Source organism: Granulicatella elegans (genome assembly GCF_020735385.1).
Lineage (GTDB): Bacteria > Bacillota > Bacilli > Lactobacillales > Aerococcaceae > Granulicatella > Granulicatella elegans_B.
On the sequence record NZ_CP085953.1, the window covers coordinates 162,601 to 188,116 of the forward strand.

The 25,516-nt window shown below is 34.3% G+C and carries 23 protein-coding genes; 1 reads left to right on the plus strand and 22 read right to left on the minus strand.

From position 1 onward, the window contains the following. Positions 1-129: 129 nt before the first annotated feature. The 13 genes from LK443_RS00820 to glmU form a co-directional block, all read right to left on the minus strand. A complete protein-coding gene (locus LK443_RS00820) occupies positions 130-1,536 on the minus strand; it encodes a sensor histidine kinase (RefSeq protein WP_227931752.1) in 1,407 nt (468 codons plus the stop codon). 3 nt (positions 1,537-1,539) lie between these two features. Then, positions 1,540-2,250 carry a response regulator transcription factor gene (locus tag LK443_RS00825; RefSeq protein ID WP_227931753.1) on the minus strand — a complete coding sequence of 237 codons (711 nt, stop codon included), beginning with the start codon at positions 2,248-2,250 and terminating at the stop codon, positions 1,540-1,542. 138 nt (positions 2,251-2,388) lie between these two features. Continuing rightward, complete coding sequence (locus LK443_RS00830; RefSeq protein ID WP_227931754.1) at positions 2,389-3,279, minus strand: hypothetical protein; 891 nt, start codon at positions 3,277-3,279, stop codon at positions 2,389-2,391. 266 nt (positions 3,280-3,545) lie between these two features. After that, a complete protein-coding gene (locus tag LK443_RS00835) occupies positions 3,546-4,073 on the minus strand; it encodes an NYN domain-containing protein (RefSeq protein ID WP_227931755.1) in 528 nt (175 codons plus the stop codon). 10 nt (positions 4,074-4,083) lie between these two features. Continuing rightward, positions 4,084-4,932 carry a 23S rRNA (guanosine(2251)-2'-O)-methyltransferase RlmB gene (rlmB, locus tag LK443_RS00840; RefSeq protein WP_227931756.1) on the minus strand — a complete coding sequence of 283 codons (849 nt, stop codon included), beginning with the start codon at positions 4,930-4,932 and terminating at the stop codon, positions 4,084-4,086. After that, positions 4,925-5,347: a Mini-ribonuclease 3 gene (locus LK443_RS00845; RefSeq protein ID WP_227931757.1), complete on the minus strand. Its 423-nt coding sequence runs from the start codon at positions 5,345-5,347 to the stop codon at positions 4,925-4,927. The genes rlmB and LK443_RS00845 overlap by 8 nt, the downstream gene beginning before the upstream one ends. Further along, the gene (gene cysS / locus LK443_RS00850; RefSeq protein WP_227931758.1) at positions 5,332-6,744 is read right to left on the minus strand and encodes a cysteine--tRNA ligase; all 1,413 of its coding nucleotides are present in this window, start codon (positions 6,742-6,744) and stop codon (positions 5,332-5,334) included. The genes LK443_RS00845 and cysS overlap by 16 nt, the downstream gene beginning before the upstream one ends. A 34-nt stretch (positions 6,745-6,778) precedes the next feature. Next, positions 6,779-7,300: a serine O-acetyltransferase EpsC gene (gene epsC, locus LK443_RS00855; protein WP_227931759.1), complete on the minus strand. Its 522-nt coding sequence runs from the start codon at positions 7,298-7,300 to the stop codon at positions 6,779-6,781. A 277-nt stretch (positions 7,301-7,577) separates the two neighbouring features. Then, complete coding sequence (locus LK443_RS00860; protein ID WP_227932425.1) at positions 7,578-8,864, minus strand: uracil-xanthine permease family protein; 1,287 nt, start codon at positions 8,862-8,864, stop codon at positions 7,578-7,580. A gap of 400 nt (positions 8,865-9,264) precedes the next feature. After that, positions 9,265-10,197 (minus strand): DDE-type integrase/transposase/recombinase, encoded by a 933-nt coding sequence (locus LK443_RS00865; protein ID WP_227931760.1) that lies wholly within the window; start codon positions 10,195-10,197, stop codon positions 9,265-9,267. Between the two features lie 105 nt (positions 10,198-10,302). Beyond that, positions 10,303-11,517 carry a chloride channel protein gene (locus tag LK443_RS00870; RefSeq protein WP_227931761.1) on the minus strand — a complete coding sequence of 405 codons (1,215 nt, stop codon included), beginning with the start codon at positions 11,515-11,517 and terminating at the stop codon, positions 10,303-10,305. 67 nt (positions 11,518-11,584) lie between these two features. Further along, the gene (locus LK443_RS00875; RefSeq protein WP_227932426.1) at positions 11,585-12,565 is read right to left on the minus strand and encodes a ribose-phosphate diphosphokinase; all 981 of its coding nucleotides are present in this window, start codon (positions 12,563-12,565) and stop codon (positions 11,585-11,587) included. 73 nt (positions 12,566-12,638) lie between these two features. Continuing rightward, on the minus strand, positions 12,639-14,033 hold the full coding sequence (gene glmU, locus LK443_RS00880) for a bifunctional UDP-N-acetylglucosamine diphosphorylase/glucosamine-1-phosphate N-acetyltransferase GlmU (protein ID WP_227931762.1): 1,395 nt from the start codon (positions 14,031-14,033) through the stop codon (positions 12,639-12,641). 157 nt (positions 14,034-14,190) lie between these two features. Here glmU and manA point away from each other — a divergent pair, with 157 nt between their 5' ends. Next, entirely contained in the window at positions 14,191-15,141 is a 951-nt protein-coding gene (gene manA / locus LK443_RS00885) for a mannose-6-phosphate isomerase, class I (protein ID WP_227931763.1), read from the plus strand. 51 nt (positions 15,142-15,192) lie between these two features. Here the strand turns inward: manA and LK443_RS00890 are convergent, their stop codons facing one another. The 9 genes from LK443_RS00890 to LK443_RS00930 all read right to left on the minus strand — a co-directional run bounded on the left by LK443_RS00890 (position 15,193) and on the right by LK443_RS00930 (position 25,447). Next, positions 15,193-15,909: a transaldolase gene (locus tag LK443_RS00890; protein WP_227931764.1), complete on the minus strand. Its 717-nt coding sequence runs from the start codon at positions 15,907-15,909 to the stop codon at positions 15,193-15,195. Between the two features lie 5 nt (positions 15,910-15,914). Beyond that, positions 15,915-17,297 carry a PTS ascorbate transporter subunit IIC gene (locus LK443_RS00895; RefSeq protein ID WP_227931765.1) on the minus strand — a complete coding sequence of 461 codons (1,383 nt, stop codon included), beginning with the start codon at positions 17,295-17,297 and terminating at the stop codon, positions 15,915-15,917. Between the two features lie 24 nt (positions 17,298-17,321). After that, complete coding sequence (locus tag LK443_RS00900) at positions 17,322-17,603, minus strand: PTS sugar transporter subunit IIB (protein WP_020991401.1); 282 nt, start codon at positions 17,601-17,603, stop codon at positions 17,322-17,324. Beyond that, positions 17,596-19,650 carry a BglG family transcription antiterminator gene (locus LK443_RS00905; RefSeq protein ID WP_227931766.1) on the minus strand — a complete coding sequence of 685 codons (2,055 nt, stop codon included), beginning with the start codon at positions 19,648-19,650 and terminating at the stop codon, positions 17,596-17,598. The genes LK443_RS00900 and LK443_RS00905 overlap by 8 nt, the downstream gene beginning before the upstream one ends. Positions 19,651-19,758: 108 nt before the next feature. Then, positions 19,759-21,015 (minus strand): GntP family permease, encoded by a 1,257-nt coding sequence (locus LK443_RS00910; RefSeq protein ID WP_227931767.1) that lies wholly within the window; start codon positions 21,013-21,015, stop codon positions 19,759-19,761. Between the two features lies 1 nt (position 21,016). Next, on the minus strand, positions 21,017-22,177 hold the full coding sequence (locus tag LK443_RS00915; protein WP_227931768.1) for a glycerate kinase: 1,161 nt from the start codon (positions 22,175-22,177) through the stop codon (positions 21,017-21,019). 213 nt (positions 22,178-22,390) lie between these two features. Next, entirely contained in the window at positions 22,391-22,774 is a 384-nt protein-coding gene (mscL, locus tag LK443_RS00920) for a large conductance mechanosensitive channel protein MscL (RefSeq protein WP_227931769.1), read from the minus strand. An 81-nt stretch (positions 22,775-22,855) separates the two neighbouring features. Further along, positions 22,856-23,980, minus strand: coding sequence for an NAD(P)/FAD-dependent oxidoreductase (locus tag LK443_RS00925; RefSeq protein ID WP_227931770.1), 1,125 nt, complete (start codon positions 23,978-23,980; stop codon positions 22,856-22,858). A gap of 12 nt (positions 23,981-23,992) precedes the next feature. After that, complete coding sequence (locus tag LK443_RS00930) at positions 23,993-25,447, minus strand: amidase (RefSeq protein WP_227931771.1); 1,455 nt, start codon at positions 25,445-25,447, stop codon at positions 23,993-23,995. Positions 25,448-25,516 lie beyond the last annotated feature (69 nt).

Sequence of the window (25,516 nt, forward strand, 5' to 3'; positions counted from 1 at the left end):
TCACTCTACTATCTTAAAACAGTTTGCATTGGATTACAAATTCATAGAGTTTATCAAGTTCATAAAAAAAGATTTCACCTGTGTAGCAAAACCATCATTCATCTGTTTTTGTGGTAATTCTTGCTTGTTCTATTCTGTTTCTTCTTTTCCAGGGAATGTTAGTGTAAAGGTAGTCCCTTTTCCAACTTCACTTTCTGTTTGAATCGTTCCATGATGACTCTTCATTAATGAATGAACAATCGCTAGTCCAATTCCAGATTCGCCATATTTTGTGTTTTTTCTTGAAACATCCACCTTATAAAATCTTTCCCAGATGGCTTCCACTTCTTTTTCATGAATTCCAATTCCATCATCAATAATTTGCACAATAGCTTTCGTTTCTTCATTCCAACCTTTAATCAAAATATGACCCTTATCCGTAAATTGGTTCGCATTTTTTGTCATATTCACTAAAATTTGAATAAAACGATCATAGTCCGCGTATACTGTAAAGTCTTCTGGACATTCACAACGTAATTCATTTCCTTTATTCACAGCTAATTCTTGTAATTGATCAACAACATTTTGTAATGCATTCGCACCTGAGAAATTTTGTTTTACTAACACAATTTGATCTGAACGAATTTTTTCGTAGTCCAGATTTTCATTCACTAATCGGATAAGACGTTGTGTTTCATTCGTAATTAATTCCAAGCTTCTCTCACGGCGAGATTCAGGAATCATATGGTGAATTAATCCTTCCAGCAATCCATTCATCGTTGTAAGTGGCGTTCTCATCTCGTGAGCTACGTCCATCATCAATTGACGTCTTAAATTTTCCTGTCGTGCGATTTCTTGTTCAGATTTTTGTAAGGATTCTGCCATTTTATTAAAATCCATTACTAAATCGTCGAATTCATCTCGTTTTTGAGTTGGCAGTGAAATGTCATAATTTCCTTCTGCAATTTCATGTGTCGCTTTTCTCAAGCGATTAATCCGTCTTGTTTGATAATTGGCAAATAAAACACTCAAAATAACTCCTACTACTGCTGCTGATGAAAATCCTACTAAAATTGAATTTCTTAACTCCGCCATTTCCGTTTCAATATGACTCAATGGGCTAGAAATTGCTAGAAATCCATTATAAGTTTGATTTTTAAAAATTGGATAATAAATCGTCACTAAATCGGCGGCTTCTCCTACAAAGTTATGCTTAGCTTGCTTCATATTAATCGCAGATCCATCTTGAAGATGTTGTAATTCATCATCTGTTAATGTACTTTTGACATTTAATGCTGTTGCTGGATACGTCATTTTATTATTTTTATCAAAAATCGCAACTCCTAAATGTTCATCTTTTAATAGAGATAAACTACTGTTAATTTCATCTGCTGTTAAATCATGCACCAAAATCGCTTTAGCATATCCGAATAATTGTTGCGAACGTTGTAGAAAAATTTTATTTGTCATGACATTATAAAATAATAATCCACAAACGATAACGGATACTAATACAACCGATAAAAATCCTACTAATTGTTGGTAAAAATATTTCATCTTCTAAATCCCACTATCATCAAATTTATATCCTACACCCCATACCGTTTGAATAATATGAGGACCTACTGTTTCAATTTTTTGACGTAATTTTTTAATATGTGCATCAATCGTACGTTCATCTCCAAAAAATGGATCTTCCCAAATCTTTGTTAATAAGTGTTCTCTTGAGAATACTTGACGAGGATGTTGTGCCATTAAGACTAATAAATCAAATTCTTTTGGAGTTAAGCCATCAATTTTTATTCCATCAATAAAGGCTTCATGAGTTCTTGTATTAATCGATACATGTTTTGTTTCAATATCAAATTGACCTGAATTTGTTGGCGCTTCACTAGAAATTCCTCGTCCAATACGGCGATGTAGGGCTTTAATACGTGCCATCATTGTTAATGGACTAAATGGTTTTGCTACATAATCGTCTGCTCCAATTTCTAATCCAATAACTTGATCACTTTCTGAATCTCTTGCTGTTAACATGACAATTGGAACTTGCTCATTTATTTGACGAATTTGACGACAAATTTGCATGCCATCCATCGAAGGTAAATTCAAATCCAAAATCACTAGTTCCCATTTTTCTTGATGATTTACAAAGGCATCATAGCCTTCTTTTCCATCATGATAAAACTCTGCTGTCCAACCTTCTTTTTCAAAAAACATTTCCATCATTTCACAAACTGCTTCTGTATCTTCAATCATTAAAATATGCATCTTACTTCCTCCTTATGGATAATCTCATTATTAGTATACCGCAAGTTTATGAATCCGTTAACTAAAAAGTATGAAGATTTTGTGAAGATGAAAAAAAGACGACCGAAGTCGCCTCAGAATTTTTATCTTATTTCAGCTTTAGATAGTGATTTGCGGACGTTTTTTGAAAATTTTCCAACAAATGACACCAACAATCATGACGAACACGGCTCCCACAAGCATCATCGCTCTATTATGTTCGACTGAAATAACCCCACTTGGCTCTGGAGCTGAAATTCCACTTGTCCGTTCTGTATATTTTTCATTTAAGTAAGTAGCTAACACCTTTTGCGCTGTTTCATATGAATAAAGCGTATCAAATTTTAATGTTCCTGCTTTACTCTTCATCTGAGTTTCTTCAAATGGCAGTGAGTGAATTAACATGCGATATTCATTATCTGCTAGCTTCACTAAAACAATTGGATCCATCATTACTTTTGTTGGATGGACATAATAAATAGCTTTCGGGGTGATTGATTGCTCTTTTAACACCTTTTCTATTGTTTGAGCAAATGGTTCTACTCCTTCTTCATATTCCCCAACAGAAGTAATATCCCATTTCCCAATTTGTTTTTCTTGTTCCGCAACACTCTCTGCACTCGTCAATCCATTTGCCACTGCTTTTTTCGCTTCTTCTCTATCAAAATCCTTTACAATATCATATCGAATTTCTACTTTTGGTTGACGATGAGAAGTTGGTACAACCCAATAATATTCTGCCTTTTTCAATTCTTCTTTTAAAGTTGCATCATCCATCTTAGGAACAGTTTCCAAAAATGATGCCTGTTCATACACTTTCACCGCTTTATCCCATTGAATATCCGAAGATAAAAATAATTGATTCAACCTCTCCTCAGATTTAGTTGCTAAACTCTCAAATTCACTTTGACCGATATCCGAAGCCATATTTTCACTTTCCATTGCCAACACACTCGAACTTCCTAAAGTTAATACCAACATTCCTAGTAATAAAGTGATTATCTTTTTCATGTTGTTTCCCCTATTCTTCATAATCAATCATTGCCTCTTACTAGTTTATCTCGTGTCTATAGTTGTCATTTAGCGCATGATAAATTCGTTATTAAAACATTCTTCCTAGGGCAACAATCCACACTTACGTTTTCATCTATCTCCCTCCTATTATACAACTTCTATCTTTCAACATCATTGTACTGCAACACAAATTTTATGTAAACGATTTTTCTTACATTAAAAAAGAGCCAAGTTCACACCATTAGCTCTTTCTCATCTAAAAACTATTCATCTTTTTCTTGTAATTTGAATCGTAAAACATTCAATTGATCCATCTGTTCATCATTCCATGGTGAACGACGTCTGGAGATTTCTTGATATTGTCTAGATAATTGGTCTTGCTTCTTCTTACTTCTTTGAATTTCTTTAAAAAATTCTCTTGCAGATTTTCTTAAAGCTCCTTTTTGAAAAATGACCCATTGCTCTGCTAAATCACTCGTTGCTACAGACACTTGAATGACTTGCGTATTCATTTCACTCACTGTTCTCTCAATGTATTCGTCTGCCGTTTCATCTTCTGCTGTAAAAATAACTTTCACTTGAGAAGATTCAAATGACTGAGTAATTCCTGGAACAAATTGTGCATCAAAAACAATCCATACTTCAACGTGTTCAAATTTTCTAAAATTAGCGCAATGATGGATGAGTAAATCACGAGCACTTTCTAAATCCCCTTGTTTTTTCAAACTCACTAATTCAGGCCACGCTCCAATCATATTATACCCATCAATGATATATAATTGTTTCTTCATAACTCACCTATTAGTAACGAGAGCGGAAAACTTCATACATCATTAAAGCACTTGCGACACTCGCATTTAAACTTTGAACATGTCCGGTCATCGGAATGGTAATCATCTCATCTACGGCATCTTTAACAATGCGAGATACACCTTTTCCCTCATTGCCCATCACAATCGCAATTGGACCTTTTGTATTCCATTGACGATAGTCCGTTCCTTTCATATCTGTTCCGAACACCCAAACTCCACGTTCTTTTAACTGTTCAATCGTTTGAGTTACATTCGTTACACGAACAACAGGAACATGCTCGACAGCCCCTGTAGAAGCTTTCGCTACAGTAGATGTTAAAGAAACACTTCTTCTCTTTGGAATAATAATACCGTGAACTCCCGTAGCATCTGCAGTACGTAAAATACTTCCTAAATTATACGGATCTTCAATTCCATCTAAAATGAATATAAATGGATCTTCATTTTTTTCCTGAGCTTTTTCAAAGACATCTTCTAATGTCGCATATTCATAAGCTGCAATTGAAGCAACCACTCCTTGATGGACAACTTCACCCACAAGATCTTGTAATTTAGCTTTTGGAACATTTTGAATTTGAATACGATGTTCCTTTGCTAAATCAATAATCGGTGTAATTTCCTTTCCTGATAAAGCTTCTTGAACCCATAATTTATTCACACGTTCTGGTTGTTGTAATGCTTCTCTGACCGCATGACGTCCATATACAAAATCTGTGGACTCTTGCTCCTTTGAAGAACTTCCCGGTGTATATTTTGGACGAGGTGCTTTTCCCTCTTTTTTGAAGCCCTTTGGTTGACTCCCTCTTCTTCTATTCGAGTTTCTTTCTTGTCTAGCCATGTTTTTCCTCCACTTGTTGAATACACCATGCGATGACTTCCTCTAATCGATCTTTTTGTCCACTTAAATATAAATAGCCAATCATCGCTTCAAATCCTGTAGACATACGATAAGTAATGACATCTGCATTTTTCGCTTTTGTATGACTTTTAGCATTTCTTCCACGTTTGAAGTATTCTAATTCTTCTTCTGTTAAAAATGACTCGCTATCCAACATTTGTTGAATTAAATTTGCTTGAGCCTTGGCAGAAACATAACGAGTAGCTTCACGATGTAAGACATTTGGTTTCGTCTTCCCTGTTCTTAACACATGTTGACGAATATATAATTCATAAATGCCATCACCCATATAAGCTAATGTTAAGCCATTTAATAAATGCCAATCTTTAATGATTTCCATTATACTCTTCTCCATCTTGTTCCTTGAGCAGTATCTTCTAACACAATTCCTTGAGCTTTCAATAATTCTCTAATTTCGTCGCTTCGTGCAAAATTTTTCGCTTTTCTTGCTTCTAAGCGTTCATCGATTAATGTTTGAATGTCATCATCTACTAATTCTTCTTGAACTTCTTTCATTCCAAAAATTGCAAATAATTGTTCAGCTTTTTCTAATAATTTTTCTAAAATCACTCGAGAAACTGCTTCACGCTCTAAATAAACATTCCATTCTTTTACGAATTGATATAACACTGTCATCCCGTTAGCTGCATTAAAATCATCATCCATTTCGTCTTGGAATTTGCCTTCTAATGCTTCAAATCCAGCCCACATATCTTGGTCATCTTCTAATGACTCTACTGCTTGTTCTAAACGGTAACGTGTATTGCTAAAGGTTGTTTGAATTTTTGACACATTGGCTGTTGCTTCTTGTAGGGAAGACTCACTAAATTTCAATGGTCTACGATAGTGAGCACTTGCTAGGAAGAAACGTAAAATTTGAGGATCAATTTCTTTAATAATATCGTGAACTAATACGAAATTACCAAGAGATTTACTCATTTTCTCGCCATCTTCCCCCATAGTTACAAAGGCATTATGCATCCAATAACGAGCAAACGGATGACCTGTTTTTGATTCACTTTGCGCAATTTCATTTTCATGGTGTGGGAATGCTAAGTCTTGTCCACCACCGTGAATATCAATAGTATCTCCTAAATGTTTCGTAGCCATTACGGAACATTCAATATGCCAACCTGGACGACCTTTGCCCCAAGGAGAATCCCAACTAATTTCACCTGGTTTTGCACTTTTCCATAATGCAAAATCTAATGGATTTCTCTTTTTAGCATCATCTGCACTTTCCGTTCTTTGGCTAGCTCCTACTTGTAAATCTTGAATACTTTGATCACTTAATTTTCCATAATCTTTGAATTTTTCAGTGATAAAATACACATCTCCACCAGATTCATAAGCGGCTTCTTTTTCCACTAAATCTTCTACAAAAGCAATAATATCCTCCATTGTATTCATAACTGTTGGATTTAAAGTTGCTTTTTTTACATTTAAAGCGGCTGTATCTTCATAAAAAGCTTCAATATATTTTTTAGAAACTTCTTCAGGTGTCATTCCTGTTTCATTCGCTGCTTTAATAATTTTATCATCCACATCTGTAAAATTAGAAACATAGTTCACATCGTAGCCACGATATTCGAAATAACGACGAATCGTATCAAACGCAACCGTACTTCTTGCATTTCCAATATGAATATAATTGTAGACGGTTGGACCGCAAACATACATTTTTACTTTCCCTGGTTCTAGCGGTTTAAATTCTTCTTTTTGGCGTGTTAAAGTGTTATATACTTGAATCATAATTTCCTCCATATAATTCTGTGATTTTTTGTTCTTATTTTGAATGAATTCTTACAACTTTAGCAGGTAATCCTACTGCTGTTGTATGAGCTGGAATATCTGATAATACTACTGCTGCTGCACCAATTTTGGCGCCTTCTCCAATCGTAACTGGTCCAATCACTTGAACATGAGCAGATAATAATACTCCATCTTCAATAGTTGGATGACGTTTTCCCGTTTGCTTTCCTGTTCCACCTAATGTAACTCCGTGGAACATTTTTACATCATCTCCAATAATCGCAGTTTCACCAATAACGATTCCCATTCCATGGTCAATAAAAAATCGACGACCAATTTGTGCTGCCGGATGAATTTCAATTCCAGTAAAAAATCGACTAAATGTACTCAGCATACGAGCAAGAAGTCTACATCGGCAAGTAGTATGTAACCAATGTGCTAGTCGATGCATCACAGTCGCATGATAGCCTGGATACGTTAAAATAATTTCTAAACTACTTCGTGCCGCTGGATCGTTCTTTTTATAGGTTTCCATATCCTCTTGAAAACGTCCCATCTTCTCACTCTCCTTTACTCGTACTATTTTTTTATTATAGCATATTTTCTACTGTTTTTTTGCTTTCTCAAATTAAGAAACAAAAAAAAGACTTTTCATTGAAGAAAAGCCTCTTTTTACTTTCTCATAGACTAACGGTTATACAAATTTACTGATTAAAATAGATTTTTTTATGTAGCGTACATGAGATTTGCTTTTTCGAAGCTGCTGGCGTCCTTCGCTACATCACAGAAATCATCCTTGTATACGCCTCTCATAAAAAAGTAGAAAACAAAAATTATTTTTTGTTTTCATACGGTAGCACTAGGTTCAAAATAACCCCTGCTAATGCACATAATGCTGTGCCTGATAATGTCACAGGACCTAATTCTAAAATCGCTCCACCTAACCCTAGTACTAACATCGAACTAGCAATAATCAAATTACGCACTTCTCTAAAATTTACTTGCTTTTCAATTAACACTTTCAAACCATTACTTGCAATAACTCCATATAGTAAGATAGCCATACCACCAAGTACTGCATTTGGAATGGTAGAAATTAATGCCGTAAATTTCCCAAGGAAACTTAACCCAATCGCAAATAATGCTGCATTACGAATAACTGAAACACTAGCAATTCTTGTCATCCCTACAACACCAGTATTCTCACCATAAGTTGTATTCGCAGGACCACCCATAAAGGCTGAAACTGCAGTCGCAACACCATCTCCAATTAATGTACGATGTAAGCCCGGTGTTTTCAAAAATTGTCTTCCACAAATTTGACTTAAAACCGTATGGTCTCCAATATGTTCTGCAATGGTTACAACGGCTACTGGTAAGATTGCCCAAGTTTCAGGTCCAAAATACCAATGATATTCTTTGAAAAATCCATTTGTTGAAAATGGTAAATATAATTGCGGAATCGCAATCCAATCTGCTTCTAATACTGGAGTGAAATCAACTAATCCAAACAATACCGATACAATATATCCTCCGATAATCCCGAACAAGAATGGAATAATTTTTAAAAATCCTTTAGCTTTTGTATTAATAAATGCTGTAATCAAGAAAGTCACAATCGCTACTGTTATTTGTTGAATTGTACCATCTTTAATGAAGCCTGCATTTGTCACTGCAGAATTTGCTAATCCTAAACCAATTACCATAATCATCGGTCCAATCACAATCGGTGGTAATAAACGATCAATCCATTTTGTTCCAATTAATTTAACAACTAACGCTACTACTACATAAACAAGACCGATAAGAACAACCCCTGACTGTGCGGCTGAAATATCTCCATTCATTTGTTTCATCGCAAATGCCATCGCTGAAATAAATGCAAATGAAGAACCTAAGTACACTGGTACTTTAAATTGAGTTGCTGCCATGTAAATCAGAGTTCCTAAACCTGAAGCAAATAATGCTACAGAAACAGGCATTCCTAAAATTAATGGAACTAAAATCGTTGCCCCAAACATTGCAAACACATGTTGCAAGCTTAGTAATAAACCTTTGGCAAAGGGTGGATTTTGATCCACATCTAGTAATAAGTTGACTCTTGAAGTTTGTAACTCCATCATTCCCTCTTTTCCGGGCCTTTTTGTGCATACAAAAAAGCAACCCTATCAAATTTTGTTTGCAAAAGGGCTGCTTTCATACAGAAGAATTCTCTCTATGCATAAAAAATTCTCCTAGAAATATAAACTTGAACTATGATCGCCTTTTTCACCTCACGGGATGAATTTAAAAGCCCTCGCTATGTGAAATTATACTAGACTTTTCATGAAATAACAAGTGAATTTTTTCGTTTATTTGAAAATTTGTCTAAGAAACACAAACATTTGTGACACGAACCAGTGTCAATACAACTTGTGGGACAATTGGCTTAGCCACAAAACAGTTTAACGCCTGGATTTGTCAAGGGCTTTAGAGCGAAGCGTCCCTTGACAAAGGAAGAAGGCGTTGAACTATAATACATTAAGCCGATTGTAACAAGTGCTGCTGTACTATTTGATTGGGAGATTTAAATTTTAATACACATCTAGCTACATTATTACCTCTACTAATATATCTTGTATGTGCTTTAACTAAACTATCTAAACTCTTAAATACTCGATTATAAAATCTTCTTCCATCTTCTCTATGACTACGTTCTACTTTTCCGTTTTGCCATCGTGAGTATGGTCTAGTTTTTATATGTTTGATGCCTTTTTCTTCTAATTTTTGTTCGAAAATCGTTTTTTTAGTTGTCACTTCTGGATCATTTGTAAATTCACGTCCATTATCTGTTTGAACGGTTTTAATGGTAAATCCAAATTTTTCTTCTAAATAATCTAAAAATGCCGCTGTATGTGTAACGCTTTTCTCATCTACAATTTTACATACTCGTTTTCTACTAAATTCATCTATAGCTGTTATTTGATAATATTTAATCCCCTTACTGTCCCATCCTATACAGTGTTGAGGAACATATTTAATGTCTATTTGTACTTTTTCTCCTGGATAAGTTGTTGGTATTGGTGTCCATTTACTCTTAGGATACGTTCTTTTTTCTTTCTTCTCAGTTAATTGAAGTTTTTTAATCATTTTTTTCATAGCTCCATATGAACGTGTGTACCCTCTTCTTTGACATTGTACATAAACCTCTGCTAATCCATCTCTGTTATAACGTTTGTACATTTTACGTATCAGTTCTAATTCTTCTGTTTTATGTTCATTCGGATGATGTAAAGGTCTTCGACTCTTTGGAAGCAATGATTGTGCAGTCCCATCATATCGACTTCTCCATCGAGCAATTTGTTGTCTAGTTGTATGGTATTTTCTTGCTGCTTTAGCGTTATTATCATGTTTTATGGCATATTCTACTGCACGCTGTCTTAATTTGATTTCTTCTGTTATAATAGATTTCATAAGAGAACCTCTTTCCTGATTTTTTCCCAACTTCAGTATAACATTGGTTCTCTTTTTTTGTACTCTTTTTGTCACAAATGTATTATACCCTAACAATTTTTTCGTTTATTTGAAAATTTGTTTTTCTAATTCAAAAATTTTTTGTTGTCCATAAATGCTATTATTTCCATTCACGACAAATGCGACAATACAAACAATCGCTGCATATGGCATCATACTATATCCGAATACTTCACCAATTATAAAAATAGGAGCTAACCACGTGTTTGTTGCACTTCCAAATACAGCTCCGTAACCCAATGCCGCTGCTACTACTGGAGAAATTTCTAACCAAGAACTCATCACGATTCCTAATGAAGATCCAATTGAAAAGAGCGGTGTTACTTCCCCACCTAGAAATCCTGCACTAAGCGAGAATACGGTTAACCCTAATTTTAAAATCCAATCTTGTACATCAATTGTCTCACTATAAAAACTAGCATGAATTAAATTTGTCCCTAATCCTGCATAACGACCACTGCCAAAAGCTGCAATTAAAATACTAACAACCATTCCTAATAAAAATATTCTTAGAGTAGGACTTGGAATTTTAGTACTCCAATATTTTTTCAAATACGCTAAACTCACACTAAACAGTCTTCCTGTTAAGCCAAAAGCAATTCCTAACACTACCATCTTAACTAAAGTCTCATCGAACTGAATTTCTACAGGAATACCAACCATAAATTTCTCTAGCCCTAAACTTTGGGCGACATTCATTGAAATAAAACTAGACAATAATGCATAAAATAAGGCGTCAATTTGTAATTGACCTACAATCATTACTTCAATCGCAAAAAAAGTCGCTGCAAGAGGAGTCCCAAATAATCCAGCAAAACCACTTGCCATCCCAATCATTAATAAAATTTGACGATTTCTCTTAGAAGAAAACCATTGTTGAAACTGATTTGCAACCGTTGCTCCTAATTGAACCGCAACTCCTTCACGACCTACACTTGCTCCAAATAAATGAGCTAGCCATGTTCCAATCATCATAAAAGGAATTAACCATTTTGAGATGCGATTGTCCTCTCCTTGCCCGATTCGAAAGACAATATTCATCCCTTCAACAGCATTTTTCCCGTATTTTAAATAAACTTTATGAAATAAAAATCCTACTACTGCTAAAAACGGAATGAAATACCAAAAATATTCTACCCTTAGTTCGGACACTTTTAATAATACTTGTCCAAAAAAGGATGTTAAAACTCCAGTAATCACTCCGACAATGACACTTACTATTCCTAGTAAAATTTTTTCCTTTAGTTTACATGAATTCACCAAATAACCTCCTCTAATAAAAAAGACTGGAGAAATATCTCCAATCTCCGATTTATGCTTCAAATTTTCAATCTAAAATTGTGAACTTTTCAATAAATAATGGACTTACTGAACGGTTTTCATGAATACGTTTAATTGCTTCAGCCATTAATTGATCCACACTAACTTGTACAATTTTTCCACCTGTTTTTTCTTCAGGAACTTGAATGGAGTCCGTTACAACTACTTCTTTAATAACAGAAGCATTTAAACGATCTAATGCTGGACCTGATAATACAGGGTGTGTACAACAAGCATACACTTCAATTGCTCCTGCATCTTGTAAAGCTTGAGCTGCTAATGTAATAGTTCCAGCTGTATCAATCATATCGTCGATTAATACCGCCACTTTCCCTTTAACATCTCCAATAATATTCATCACTTCTGCAACATTTGCTTTTGGACGACGTTTATCAATAATCGCAATTGGAGCATGTAAGAATTCTGCTAATTTACGTGCACGAGTTACCCCGCCATGATCTGGTGATACAACTACGATATCTTTATCTTTGAAATTATTTTCTAAGAAATAATTGGCTAATAATGGAGCTCCTAATAAGTGATCCACTGGAATATCAAAGAATCCTTGAATTTGAGCAGCATGTAAGTCTAATGTTAACACACGGTCTGCACCTGCTTGTGTAATCATATTTGCCACTAATTTTGCCGTAATTGGTTCACGTGATTGAGCTTTACGATCTTGACGTGCATAGCCATAGTACGGTAATACAACGTTAATAGTTTTCGCACTTGCACGACGTAATGCATCGATCATAATTAATAACTCCATTAAGTTATCATTTACTGGATACGATGTTGATTGAACAATATAAACATGGTCTCCACGAATACTCTCATCAATGTTAATTTTAATCTCTCCATCACTAAATTGAGTAACGGATACTTTCCCTAATTCTACCCCGACTTGTTCTGCAATTTTTTGAGCTAATGGACGATTTGAGCTTAATGCAAAAATCTTTAAATTTGGATCGGAATAATGTTCCACAATGATAACCCCCGAAGAATTTTTTTATTTTTTTCACTACTATAATAATAAACGTTTTTCGTTCGTTTTTAAAGAACTAAATGTATTTTTTATGATTTTTTTGCGCTGAAGGTAATTTCTCGGCATAGTTTTCTTTATTCTCTTGACGAGAACGAGCAATTGCTAACGCTCCATTTGGAATGTCTCTTGTAATTGTAGAACCAGCTGCAATAAAGACATCATCTCCAACGGTAACAGGTGCTACTAAATTCGCATTGCATCCCACAAATACACGGTCACCTACAGTGGCTCGATGTTTATTTTTACCGTCATAATTTACGAAGATTGTTCCACAACCAACATTGATTTCTTTTCCTAAATCAGCGTCTCCTACATATGTTAAGTGACCGACTTTTGTTCCTGTTCCTAAAGTGGCATTTTTCACTTCTACGAAGTTTCCAATATGAACAGAATTTCCTAGTACAGATTTTGGACGAAGATGTGCAAATGGACCAGCGTTACTATGAGATTCCATTAATGATTCTTCGATATTTGAACTTGTTACTGTTACATAATCTTCTAATACTGAATCACGAATGACACTTCCTGAAGTAATATGGCAATGTTGTCCAATAACTGTTTTTCCTTTTAAATAAACTCCTGGTTCAATGACCGTATCAGAACCAATCACTACTTCTGAGTCAATGTACGTTTGTTCCGGGTCAATTAATGTGACACCCTGTCTCATATGTTGTTCATTAATACGATGACGCATCGATTTTTCTGCTTTTGATAAAGCAACTCGGTCATTAACGCCCATTCCTTCATCTACATTTGGCATTTGATAAGCAGAAATAATTTCTCCACGATTTTTCAAAATTTCTAATACATCTGGTAAGTAATATTCGCCCTGAGCATTATCATTTCCTACTTCGTTTAATGCGCTGAATAAGGATTGATTATCAAAACAATAAGTTCCTGTATTAATTTCTTGAATCGCTGCTTCTTCAGGAGTAGCATCTTTATGTTCTACATTTTTTAAAACTGTTCCATCTTTCTCACGAACTACATGCCCATATCCAGTTGGGTCATCTACCCAAGCTGTTAAGATTGTCGCTTTTGCTTTTTTATCTTCATGAACTTTCATTAATTGTTCAAAAGTTTCTGCTGTTAATAGTGGTGTATCTCCACAAACAACTAAAGTTGTTCCTTCTTTATCTTTCAATAATTCTTCTGCTTGTAAAACGGCATGACCTGTTCCTAATTGTTCTGCTTGTAACGCATAAGAAACACGTTTTCCTAATTGTTGTTGCACCATTTCTGCACCATGTCCAACAATAGCTACAATCGTTTCGGCTCCTGCACGTTCTACTTGATCTACCACATGCTCTACCATTGGTTTTCCACAAACTGGATGCATCACTTTATAAAGTTCAGATTTCATTCGTGTGCCTTTTCCAGCCGCTAAAATAATTCCGTATTTTTGATTCATATTATCCCTCGCAAGTTCTATTTTTACTTCTTTATAATAGTAAACTATGATGTTTTTTGCAAGAAAGTGTCTTGATTATGAGTAAATTTGCTTTTATTTTTTTCAATCTTCTAAATATGCTATACTGTAATTGAGAAAATCATAAAGGAGCCACAACATGCAACCTATCTTTTTAAAACCAGTCCTACAAGAAAAAATTTGGGGCGGTAAAAAATTACAAACAGAATTTAACTTAACATTGCCAAGTGATAAAGTTGGTGAATCTTGGTCGATTAGCGCTCATCCGAATGGACAGTCCACTGTTCTTTCCCCTTCTGAATTTCAAGGGATGACACTAGCCGAATTATATGCAAAACATGCAGATTTATTTCATCAACAAGCATTGCCCACTTTCCCTCTATTAATCAAAATTTTAGATGCAAGTGATGACTTATCCATTCAAGTACATCCAAATGATGCTTATGGATTAGAACATGAACACGAATTAGGGAAAAACGAATGTTGGTATGTTATTTCTGCTGAACCGGGTGCCAAAATTATTTACGGACATACCGCACAAACAAAAGAAGATTTTATTACATTAATCCAAGAAGAGAAATGGAACGAATTATTTACAGAAGTTCCTGTAAAAGCAGGAGATTTCTTCAACGTCCCAAGCGGAACTATTCACGCAATCGGAAAAGGCATTGTCATTTTAGAAACACAACAAAACTCTGATACTACTTACCGTGTCTATGATTATGACCGAAAAGATGATGCAGGAAATCCTCGTCCATTACATATTCCACAAACAATTGATGTCACTACAATTCCACATCAATTACCAATTTTTCAACAAACAGTCGAAAAATTGGATGATGCAACCATTACTCATTTCATTACCAATCACTATTTCTCTGTTTGGAAATGGGAAATCGATGGAACTTACGCTACTACACTAGATGACAACTACTATTTAGCAACTGTTATCGAAGGTGAAGGAACACTAGAAGTAAATGGCGAATCATTCATTCTTAAAAAAGCAGATTCCTTTATTTTACCTACACCTATTCATGATGTAACTGTAAAAGGAAATCTAACATTAATCGTTTCTCGTTCAGAAGAATAAAAAATAAAAACAGCATTCCGGTTATGGAATGCTGTTTTTAACAAATTTCAATTACTCTAAAATATTAAATCCTAAACTTGTACTGTCTCTTAAAAACATTTGAACAGTCTCTAAAGAATATTGTGTTAAATCTTTATCTTTTAACGATAATTTCTTTATCAAATCAGAAGTACATGTAATGATATCCACTCCTAACTCATTTGCTTGATAAATATTAAATGTTTCTCTAGGACTTGCCCATAATAATTCAGCCAATTCTTTCTTACGACAAATTTCTAAAGCTTCTTTCATAATCGGCATTGGATCTACACCTGTATCTGCAATTCTTCCCGCAAAAACGGAAACAATGGATGGAGTATTATTTTTTAGCACTGCTACAACTTCTTCCACTTGTTTTATTGTAAAAATTGCAGTTACATTAACTTTAATACCATCTGCAGTTAAACGGTCAATCAATGGTACAGTACTCTCTCCTTTTGAATTAGTAATAGGAATTTTTACATAGACATTTTCCGCTAACGTTGCAATTCTACGTGCCTCTTTTTCCATTTGGTCAATTTCATCTTCGAATACTTCAAAAGAAACTGGGTAAGTTTTAATCTCTTTTAAGACTTCCTTAGCAAATCCAATATAACTTGTAATACCAGCTTTTTTCATTAAACTTGGATTAGTAGTAAAACCCGTTACAATACCTGAATTTAAATCATTTAACATGTTATCTAAATTTGCTCCATCAGAAAACACTTTAACTGTTAATTCTTTAACCATATAATTTACTCCTCTTCTTCAACAATATTATTCAAAGCTTCTTTTGATTTTGTAAGTACTGAAGGTAAAACTAATACAACAGCTAAAACCGCAGCAATAATATAAATACCAATAACTCCTACTGATTCACCAGTACGTCCCAATAGAATACCAATTAAACCAAAATCAAAATCACCAAATGTTGTATTAGCAAATCCTAATTTTCCTAAAACTGGAAGTAATGTAGCTGGTAAAAACGCTAAGAATAATCCATTTACAAATGATCCTAAAATCGCACCTTTTCTACCTCCTGTTGCATTACCAAAAATTCCAGCTGTAGCTCCACAGAAGAAATGCGGTACCATACCAGGAATAATTAACACTCCACCTAATGCACCCAGTACAAACATACCTACAAGACCACCTAAGAAACTAAATGCAAATCCAATAATTACAGCAGTCGGAGCATAAGGGAAGAATACAGCACAATCTACTGCAGGTACTGCATTTGGAATTAATTTAGTAGCAATACCTTGGAAAGCAGGAATTAAATCTGCCAAGATCATACGAACCCCTGCATAAACTACTGATACACCTACAGCAAATGTCAAACCACTAATAATGGCAAAAATCAAAGGATTCTTTCCGTTAGCCAATTCTTCTACCGCTTGAGGATGTCTAATCAAGCAAGCTACAACACCAATAATATAAAATATTACCATTACAATTCCTGTTGAAATTGTTGTATTTCTTAAAAAGCTCCATTTATCAGAAATTTGTAATTCTTCTGTACTTCTGCTGTCTTTACCAACCTTAGTCCCTATCCAAGCTGCTAAATAATAACCTAAACTTCCAAAGTGACCCATAGCAATTTCATCACCATCTGTTACTTTCAAAGTATATTTTTGACCAATTGCTGGTGAGATAGCTGACCATGCACCTAAGAAAAATCCTCCTAATAAAACTAATACAACTCCTTCAAATCCAATTGCTCCTAAAACTGCCGAAAGTAAGCATGCCATGAAGAAACTATGATGTCCTGTTAAAAAAATATATTTAAAACGAGTAAATCTAGCAAAAAGTAAATTCAATAACAAGCCAACAATTAAAATTGACATTGTTTCTACACCTAAGATTTTTTGTGCTACACTTGTAACAGCCTCATTATTTGGAACTACTCCCGTAATACCAAATCCTTGTTCAATTAATGTTGCCAGAGGAACTAAATTAGCTTGAATAACACCCGCTCCTGCAGCTAACATTAGATATCCTAAAATAGGACCTAATGTTCCAGTCAACACCTTATGCCCTGGTGTTTTTAAAGCAAGTAATCCAAAAAATGCAATTAATCCCATTAAAAATGCTGGCTCACTTAAAATGTTTTGAAAAAATATTAATACCCCATTCATGTTACTTCCTCCTTATTTATCATATTAATTATTATTCATTTCTTGTAAAACTGGTGCTAATACTGGTTCAATTTTCTTTCTATTTGTATAACTTTCTACAATACAAACATTTGCTGTTTCTGGAAAAATATCTTTAAACTCTTTCACAGTTACATATAAATCAGCATTTTTTCCAACTGCTGCATTAGAATCACATGATTCTGCTTCAACTTCAATCCCTAAGTCTTTAGCTATAGCTTCTACTTTTAATCTCAATAACAAGCTACTACCAATTCCATTTCCACAAACTGTTACTACTTTAATCATCCCACTCACCTCCTTCTTCAATTACTTTCTCAATTAAACTTAAAATTTCTTCCGGTGTTTCGGCTTTAATCAAATTTTCTATAACATCATCATCTTCTAAAATTAATGACAATTGCTGTAAAGCTTTTAAATGTGCAGTGGAATCAACTGTTGCTAATACAAATATTAACTGTACATTTTTATCTTCATCATCTCCTGAACCAAAATTAACAGGTTTCTTTAATTGCAATAAACTAATCCCTAAACGATGAACACCAGCATCTGGTGATGCGTGAGGAACTGCTACTTTTGGTGCTAAAACTATATACGGACCAATTTCATTAACACTTTTAATGATAGCATCGACATAACTTTCTTCGATATAACTTTGTTCTAATAAAGGTTTAGATGCAATTCTGACTGCAGTTTGCCAATCGTTTACTTTATCTAATTGTTGAATCAATTCTTTTTTAACTAAATCTTTCAAGGAATCACCTCCTAACACTACTTCTTTATTAGCAAACAAATATTTTGTTAAATCTTTTTTCAACTCCTTTTCATTTTTTACAAAGACGTGCTTAGTAATAATATTAAGTATTTCATCAACTGAAATAAATTCTTTTTTCTTCAAATGGAATGTTTCAAAAACTTTTTTCTTTAATAAAATCTTTTCAGTAGAATTCATGATTGTTTTAACAATAAAAAGTGGTTTATCTACCTCAATATTCATTGTAGAAAAAATCATATCAACTTTTTGAATTCCAATATTTCTTTTATAATCATTAAAAGACATTGTATAAAATTCTATCATCGGAAATATCTGTTTCAATTCGGCTCGTAAAATTAATGAAGAACTAATTCCATTTGGACAGATAACCATAGCAACAATTTTTTCACTTATACTTTCTTTTTGAATATTTTCTAAATATCCACCAAAATGAATTGTAAAATAGGCAATTTCATCATCAGATATCTTTTTACACGTTGCTTCTTCTAAAGGCTTAAGACTTCTTTTAATTAAAGCAAACAAATAATTATATTCTTTAACAATTTGGCTGGTAAGAGGATTTTTTAAAGAAATATCAAAAATTTGTCTATAAAATGCAGGATATAAATGTGAATATAAATTTCTTCTAAATTGAAATGTTTCAGGAAATTCTAAGCCTGTATTTACTTTTACTTGTAAAATAATTTCATCCATTATTTTTATAATGTCAGGTTCAGGATTAATATTTAAATCTCCCTGAACACACCCTGCTAATCTGGATAAAAGAAAATCTCTTTCCTTTGATAAATTTGGAAATTGTTCTTCGATATCTAATAGCAGTCTTAATAATGGTGTTTCGATTATTTTTTCAAAATTTTCCTTTTTTTTGATATATGGTTCTTTCAAACTATATTCATTAAATACTGCCATTAATATGGCTACTGTATCAATTTTCTCGGCAATAAATATTAATTGATATTTATCACTACCTATTTTTAACGAATTTAAAAATATTTCTTCTTGATAGATTAAATTACATTCATTAAAAATGTAACTTAAAATATTTCTTCCACACACTAAAGTAATTAAATATCCAATTGTTATCTCAAGTAATTCTCTGATTTTATTACTATCTCCATCTATATAATATCCTTTTTCACGAGAGTAAATTAACTGAAGTTCACATTGTTTCAAAATAGCTTTAACTTCTTTTAAATCTGCTAAAATTGAATTTTTACTCATTCTTAAAAAATCTTGCAAATGTAAATTAGAAATATAGTCTGAATATAAAATTATATATAAAATCAACATATCTATACGTTCTTCCTGGAACACAAAATCTTTTGATTCTATATTAATATACTTCAATATACTAGTTATTGAGATATCTGGTGTAATAATAAAATCATTTTGAACAGTAATGATAGGTAAATCTAAATTTAGTAACATTTCATTAACTTTTTGTATATCTGTCATTACTATTCTTTTATTACATTGAAGTACACCCTCCATTTCTTCTATAGAGGTATGATTATAATTAAGAAAAAACTGGTATTTTTTTATGAGCTCATTTGTTAACACTTTATTCCTCCTATAACAAAATTATATAAAGCGCTATCATTTTCATCAATAGTATTTGAGCACAACTTTATGTTCGTTACCTCTACATAAATTGTGCCCAATTTTACTTTATCCTAATAAATACAAAATCACTGCGACAATAGTACTTGTCAAACCTACCAATGCTTCGTAAGGAATTAACTTCATACGATCTTCAATACTCATAAAGACTGAACCTCCTGTAGCATGGAAGAATGATCCATGAGGAAGAGAATCCAACACTGTTGCCCCAGCATGAATCATTGCTGCTGCTGCCACTGCAGGAACTCCAGAAGAAACTAAAGGAGCTGCAAACGTTTGAGAAGCAATCGTAGAACCAGCTGTTGTAGAAGCGGTAGCTGCTCCCATTAAAACACCTGATAATGGCGCTAAAACAAAGGATGGCATATTCAAAGCTTCCAATACATGAATCATATCCACTTGTAGAGAAGAAGCTTTAATAATTCCCGCAATTGTTCCTGTTCCAATTAATAAAATGGATACACCGATTACTTTACTCAATCCAAATTCTGTATATTCCACGGTATGTTTTGAATGCCCTGTTACTAAAATTGTTACCAACCCACCAATTGGTAATGCAATTAAAGGATCCACGCTTACTCCGACTAATGAACGTAAAGCTAATAACGCAATGACCACAATTGGCCCAAGAATCGCTTGGAAAAATGGTACAGAAGTGTGATGTTCTGCTTCTTCTTCCATATCGTCAAAAGCATGATCAACTTTCTTTGCTAGAAATCCTGCTAATAAAATACTAACAACTAATGCTACTAATGCAGGAATAATATTTTTAGCCATTAATGCTGTTAAATCTAATTGAAATGCTTCTGAAGCAGCAATCGTATTTGGATTTGGAGAAATAATATTTCCTGCTTTTCCTCCACCAATCATTGCTAATAAAATACCTGCTTTTGATAAATTCGCTTTTTTTGCAATCGCAATCGCAATCGGTGCTACTGTAATAACAGCAATATCAATAAATACTCCTACTGCACAAATAATCATTGTAGCAATCGAAATCGCTGCAATGGCTCTTTTCTCCCCTAACTTCTTCACAATTGTTTCAGCAATCGTTTCAGCAGAACCTGTTTTAATTAAAGCTCCTGCTAAAATACCTGAAGTCATAATTCTTAATACTGGAGACATCATTCCTTGTGCTCCCGTTACCATCGCACTAACGGAACCTGCTAAACCAGCTCCACCAATCACGCCTCCTACTAAAGCTCCTAAAATTAAACTATAAGCTGGATGAACTTTTTTAATAATCAGTATAATTGCAAGAATTAATCCAACTAAAGCTCCTAATGTACTAATTTGACTAACCATTTTATTTTCCTTCTTTCATCATTTCTACTACTCTAAAAACTTGTTCCACTGTATCAACCATATTCTGATGAGCGACTTCTTTATTCATCGCTTCTTTAAGCGTTACAACTCCTCTTAAAATCGGAAAAAATGCATCAATTCCATGTTGATTACATTCTTTTGCATCTGGTGTAACAGCTCCTGCAAAAGCTAACACTTTCTTTTGATGCTTTTTAGCTAAGGATGCTACTCCTATTGGAGCTTTTCCTAATGCCGTTTGTCCGTCAAGTCTTCCCTCACCTGTTACAACAAAATCAGCAGTTGCTATTAATTCTTCTAATTTCGTTTCTGTTAATACAATTTGAATACCAGACTCTAATGTGGCATTAGTATAGGTTAAAAACGCAAATCCCATACCACCAGCTGCTCCTGTTCCAGGATAAAATCGATCTGCATTAGAATGAATATTCTTAGACAATTCAGCATAGTGTAATAATAATTGATCCAATTCTTGAACCATTTCAGGAGTTGCGCCTTTTTGTGGTCCAAAAATAGCACTGGAGCCATTTTCGCCACATAGTGGATTCGTAACATCACAAGCTACTTTGAACGTACATTCTTTTAATTTAGGATGTACATTGACGTCTTCAATACTTGCTAATTCTCTGAGTCCATCCCCACCGTAAGAAATCGCCTTTCCTTCTCGTGTTAGGAAATCATATCCTAACGCTTGTAGCATCCCAATTCCACCATCATTAGTAGCACTTCCGCCAATTCCAACAATAAAACGTCGACAGCCTCTTTCAATTGCATCTAGAATTAATTCACCAACTCCATAAGTAGTTGTATTCATTGGATTGCGACTTTCTTCAAAAACTAATGTAATTCCTGCTGCAGCTGACATTTCAATAATGGCTGTTTTACTTGAATCTTCCTTAGATTCAATCACTCCGTAGACTGCTTCTACTTTTTCTCCTAATGGACCTGTTACTTCTTTTGTAACAAAGATTCCTCCCATTCCTTCGACTAATGCTTCAACGGTTCCTTCCCCACCATCTGCTAATGGACGAACCACTACCTCTGCATTTTGATGAACACGTTTTACGCCTTCTGCTATCGCTTGACCAGCTTCCATAGACGATAAACTTCCTTTGAACGAGTCAATGGCAACAACGACTTTCATGTCAAAGCCTCCCTTTTCATAGATTAATACACTATTTTAGCAAACGTTTACAATTTTTCATAGTGCTTTTAGAATATTTCTTGAAAATTCTCCTACATTTCTTTATAAAAACAAAAAAACACCCAGTATAGGTGGTTTTCAGAACTATCCCCTGAACGGACAGCTCAATAAAAAAAGGATGAGAAACCTCATCCTTCATCAAATTTTAGTTTATTATTTGTTTGCTAATAAATCACGGATTTCACGTAAGTAATCTTCAGCTTTTGGTTCTGGAGCTACTTCTTTAGCTTCTTCTTTTCCGCCTTTAGCTAAATCTTGAACAGCGTTCATACCTTTAACTACCATGAAAAGAACAAAACCTACGATTACAAAGTTAATGATTGCAGCAGCAAAAGCACCTACACCTAATGTAGCTGAACCGATTTTAACTGATACCCCAGCGATTGAATCTGCTTTAAATACCATTGCAATAACTGGTTCGAAAATGTCTTTTACTAATGAATCAACGATAGCTTTGAAAGCTGCCCCGATGATTACCGCAACTGCTAAATCAACAACATTTCCACGCATTAAGAACTCTTTAAATTCTTTTAACATTATAATTTCTCCTTTATTTTTAATATTAATCTTAAATAGATTACAGGAATTTTTCAGAAAATGCAACAATTATGATTTCTGTTATATTAATTTTTGAATATAATTTTCTGGAGTATAAGAATCCACGTTAAATAAAGGTGTATTCCCCACTGATAACTGTGCTAATAACGCACCAATCCATACTCCTGAAGTTAATCCTGAAGATCCTAGTCCGCTAGCAACAAATACCGAGTTTTCTTCTGGAATACTACCGAAAAATGGTAAGAAGTCAGAAGTATAGGCTCTTGTTCCAATTCGACTCCCTAGCCATTTTGCTTGTTTTAATGGTGGGAATACTTCACATGCTTCTTCATACATTTTTTGTTGCAATTCTTGATTATCTGTTAAGTCAAAGCCTTGGTCATTCTCATGTGTCGCACCTACAATAATTTTACCATCTGCAAATGGTAAAATATCAATCTCTCCATGTAACATACAAACGGGCCACTTCCCTGTTTTTTCAGTTACCTCTAATTCTAATTCAATTAATTGTCCTTTTTGTGGGCGAACGTCTACATAATACCCGAGGGGTTCAATTAATTCTTTAACCCACGCTCCACTTGCTACGATAATTTTGTCGAACTGTTCTAGTCCGCTATTTGTCTTAACGACTACTTTTCCTTCTTCATCTCGTGTTAAGGTTACTTTTTCTTGTTGGATATTTGCTCCATTTTGTTTTGCTAAATGTAATTGCTGTTCAACTAAAAGTTTCCCATCGACTCTTCCACCACCAGAACAATGAATCGCTCCGTGAGTTCCGTTCCATCCTGGAACATAAGAGGAGATGCTTTCAACTTCAATTTTCGTTAAGGTTCCAATTCTTTCCTCTTCTTTCCTTCTTTCAGCAGCAATTTTTTCTAGTTTTTCTAATAATTCAGGAGTCTTTTTAAACACTAGCGCTCCTACTTGTTCATACGGCAATTGAGTCACACCATCTGCTTCTAGTTGTGCCATTAATTCTGGATAGTAAGAAGCTCCTCTTGCGGTTAATCGATACCAATCTTTATTTCTTCTTTGAGATAACCACGGGCAAATAATACCTGCTGCAGCTTTCGTAGCTTGCCCAACTCCGTCATCATAGACAACTAATTCTACTTCTAGATTTTTCGATAATTGATAAGCAGCTGTTGCCCCCACAATTCCTGCTCCAATAATTGCAATTCTCATCCTATTTCCTCCTTAATCTTTTCGATTCCATTGATGTTCTTGTTCAAAAACTTCTGCAATTTGTAATAATAAATCTTCTCGTCCTTTTGCAGCCATCACTTGTACTCCAACAGGCAATCCTTCTCGTGTACAATATATCGGAAGACTAATCGCTGGTTGTCCAGTAATATTCGCTAATTGCGTAAAGGGTGTTAATTCCAATGTTTTTTCAAACATTTTCCAAATAATTTCTTGCTGTTCTGTTACTGAAAATTGTTCGATAGACTCTAACGCCTCTCTAATAGATTCCCTCATTGGATACTGATCATGTTTTGGAGCGACATCATTCACACATGGTGTTAAGAGTAAATCATATTCTTCATGACACTCTTGCATTATTTTTGTCCAATAATCCCATTGGCTCAATGCTTGACTATACTCTTTTGCTAATATATGTTGCCCTGATTGATAAATACCCCATGTCATTAATTCCATATCTTCTTTTGTAAGTGGACGTTGTACCATTTTTTCAATTCCGTCCATCATCGCAGCTGTTTCCACACTATTCATCACATAGTAATTTTTCATTACTTCGATACCATCTACTGGCCATTGAATTTTTTCAATAGAATGTCCTTTTTCTTGTAAAAAGTTTACCGTTCGATTTAAAGCATTTTTTGCCGAATCTGCGACCCTATTTCCAATCGGTGAATCTTCTATGACGGCAATTTTTAGTGGTCGATCAACGGAGGCATAAAGTTGCTGTTTCGATAATTTTGGTAGTATAAACGGACTTTCCATTTGTTCTACTTGCAACACTTCTAATAAATTTCTTGTATCACGAACCGTTTTCGTTAAGGCAAAATTCACCGAAGCTCCTTGCCAGCCACGATAGCCATTTGGACCAACAGGTATTCTACCACGACTTGGCTTCAATCCAATCAAACCAGTAAAACTAGCTGGTATTCGAATGGATCCTCCACCATCACTTGCCATCGCAATTGGAACCATCCCACTCGCCACTGCACTTGCAGCACCACCACTTGACCCACCGGCATTACGACTAACATCATAAGGGTTTGAAGTGACACCACATAAACTAGGTTCTGTCATATTTTTAAATCCAAATTCTGGTGTGTTTGTTCGACCAATAATAACAAAGCCTGCTTCTTCTAATTTAGTGACTAATATATCTTGATGTGTTTGAAGGATATTTTTAAATAAATGTGAACCAGCAGTAGAAGGTTCTCCCTTTTGACATTGCCCTAAATCTTTCAACAACAAAGGAACTCCTGCAAATGGCTGATTACTAAAATTGCGTGTTCGAGCTTCTTTTAATGCTCTTTCTTCTTGCAAATGCACAACTGCATTAAGTGTTGGATTCAATTGTTTTACTTTATACAAGGCATCTTGAACTAATTCTACAGAAGAAACTTCACCATTTCGAACTGCTTGCGCCATCGCTGTTGCATCTTTAAAATCTTGCATGTTTATTCCCCCTTCCATTCACTCTTCTTTATTGTACACGCCCGTTTTCTATTCGTAAACTATTTGTCA

Bases quoted from the DNA above. Each gene is read 5' to 3' on its own strand.
- manA (WP_227931763.1), top strand. From the start codon at position 14,191: ATGCAACCTATCTTTTTAAAACCAGTCCTACAAGAAAAAATTTGGGGC.
- LK443_RS00890 (WP_227931764.1), bottom strand. From the start codon at position 15,909: ATGGTTAAAGAATTAACAGTTAAAGTGTTTTCTGATGGAGCAAATTTA.
- LK443_RS00835 (WP_227931755.1), bottom strand. From the start codon at position 4,073: ATGAAGAAACAATTATATATCATTGATGGGTATAATATGATTGGAGCG.
- LK443_RS00930 (WP_227931771.1), bottom strand. From the start codon at position 25,447: ATGCAAGATTTTAAAGATGCAACAGCGATGGCGCAAGCAGTTCGAAAT.
- glmU (WP_227931762.1), bottom strand. From the start codon at position 14,033: ATGAATCAAAAATACGGAATTATTTTAGCGGCTGGAAAAGGCACACGA.
- LK443_RS00820 (WP_227931752.1), bottom strand. From the start codon at position 1,536: ATGAAATATTTTTACCAACAATTAGTAGGATTTTTATCGGTTGTATTA.
- LK443_RS00900 (WP_020991401.1), bottom strand. From the start codon at position 17,603: ATGATTAAAGTAGTAACAGTTTGTGGAAATGGAATTGGTAGTAGCTTG.
- LK443_RS00830 (WP_227931754.1), bottom strand. From the start codon at position 3,279: ATGAAAAAGATAATCACTTTATTACTAGGAATGTTGGTATTAACTTTA.
- LK443_RS00925 (WP_227931770.1), bottom strand. From the start codon at position 23,980: ATGAGAATTGCAATTATTGGAGCAGGAATTGTGGGGGCAACAGCTGCT.
- LK443_RS00860 (WP_227932425.1), bottom strand. From the start codon at position 8,864: ATGGAGTTACAAACTTCAAGAGTCAACTTATTACTAGATGTGGATCAA.
- LK443_RS00895 (WP_227931765.1), bottom strand. From the start codon at position 17,297: ATGAATGGGGTATTAATATTTTTTCAAAACATTTTAAGTGAGCCAGCA.
- LK443_RS00845 (WP_227931757.1), bottom strand. From the start codon at position 5,347: ATGGAGAAGAGTATAATGGAAATCATTAAAGATTGGCATTTATTAAAT.
- mscL (WP_227931769.1), bottom strand. From the start codon at position 22,774: ATGTTAAAAGAATTTAAAGAGTTCTTAATGCGTGGAAATGTTGTTGAT.
- rlmB (WP_227931756.1), bottom strand. From the start codon at position 4,932: ATGGCTAGACAAGAAAGAAACTCGAATAGAAGAAGAGGGAGTCAACCA.
- LK443_RS00825 (WP_227931753.1), bottom strand. From the start codon at position 2,250: ATGCATATTTTAATGATTGAAGATACAGAAGCAGTTTGTGAAATGATG.
- cysS (WP_227931758.1), bottom strand. From the start codon at position 6,744: ATGATTCAAGTATATAACACTTTAACACGCCAAAAAGAAGAATTTAAA.
- LK443_RS00915 (WP_227931768.1), bottom strand. From the start codon at position 22,177: ATGAAAGTCGTTGTTGCCATTGACTCGTTCAAAGGAAGTTTATCGTCT.
- LK443_RS00910 (WP_227931767.1), bottom strand. From the start codon at position 21,015: ATGGTTAGTCAAATTAGTACATTAGGAGCTTTAGTTGGATTAATTCTT.
- epsC (WP_227931759.1), bottom strand. From the start codon at position 7,300: ATGGGACGTTTTCAAGAGGATATGGAAACCTATAAAAAGAACGATCCA.
- LK443_RS00865 (WP_227931760.1), bottom strand. From the start codon at position 10,197: ATGAAATCTATTATAACAGAAGAAATCAAATTAAGACAGCGTGCAGTA.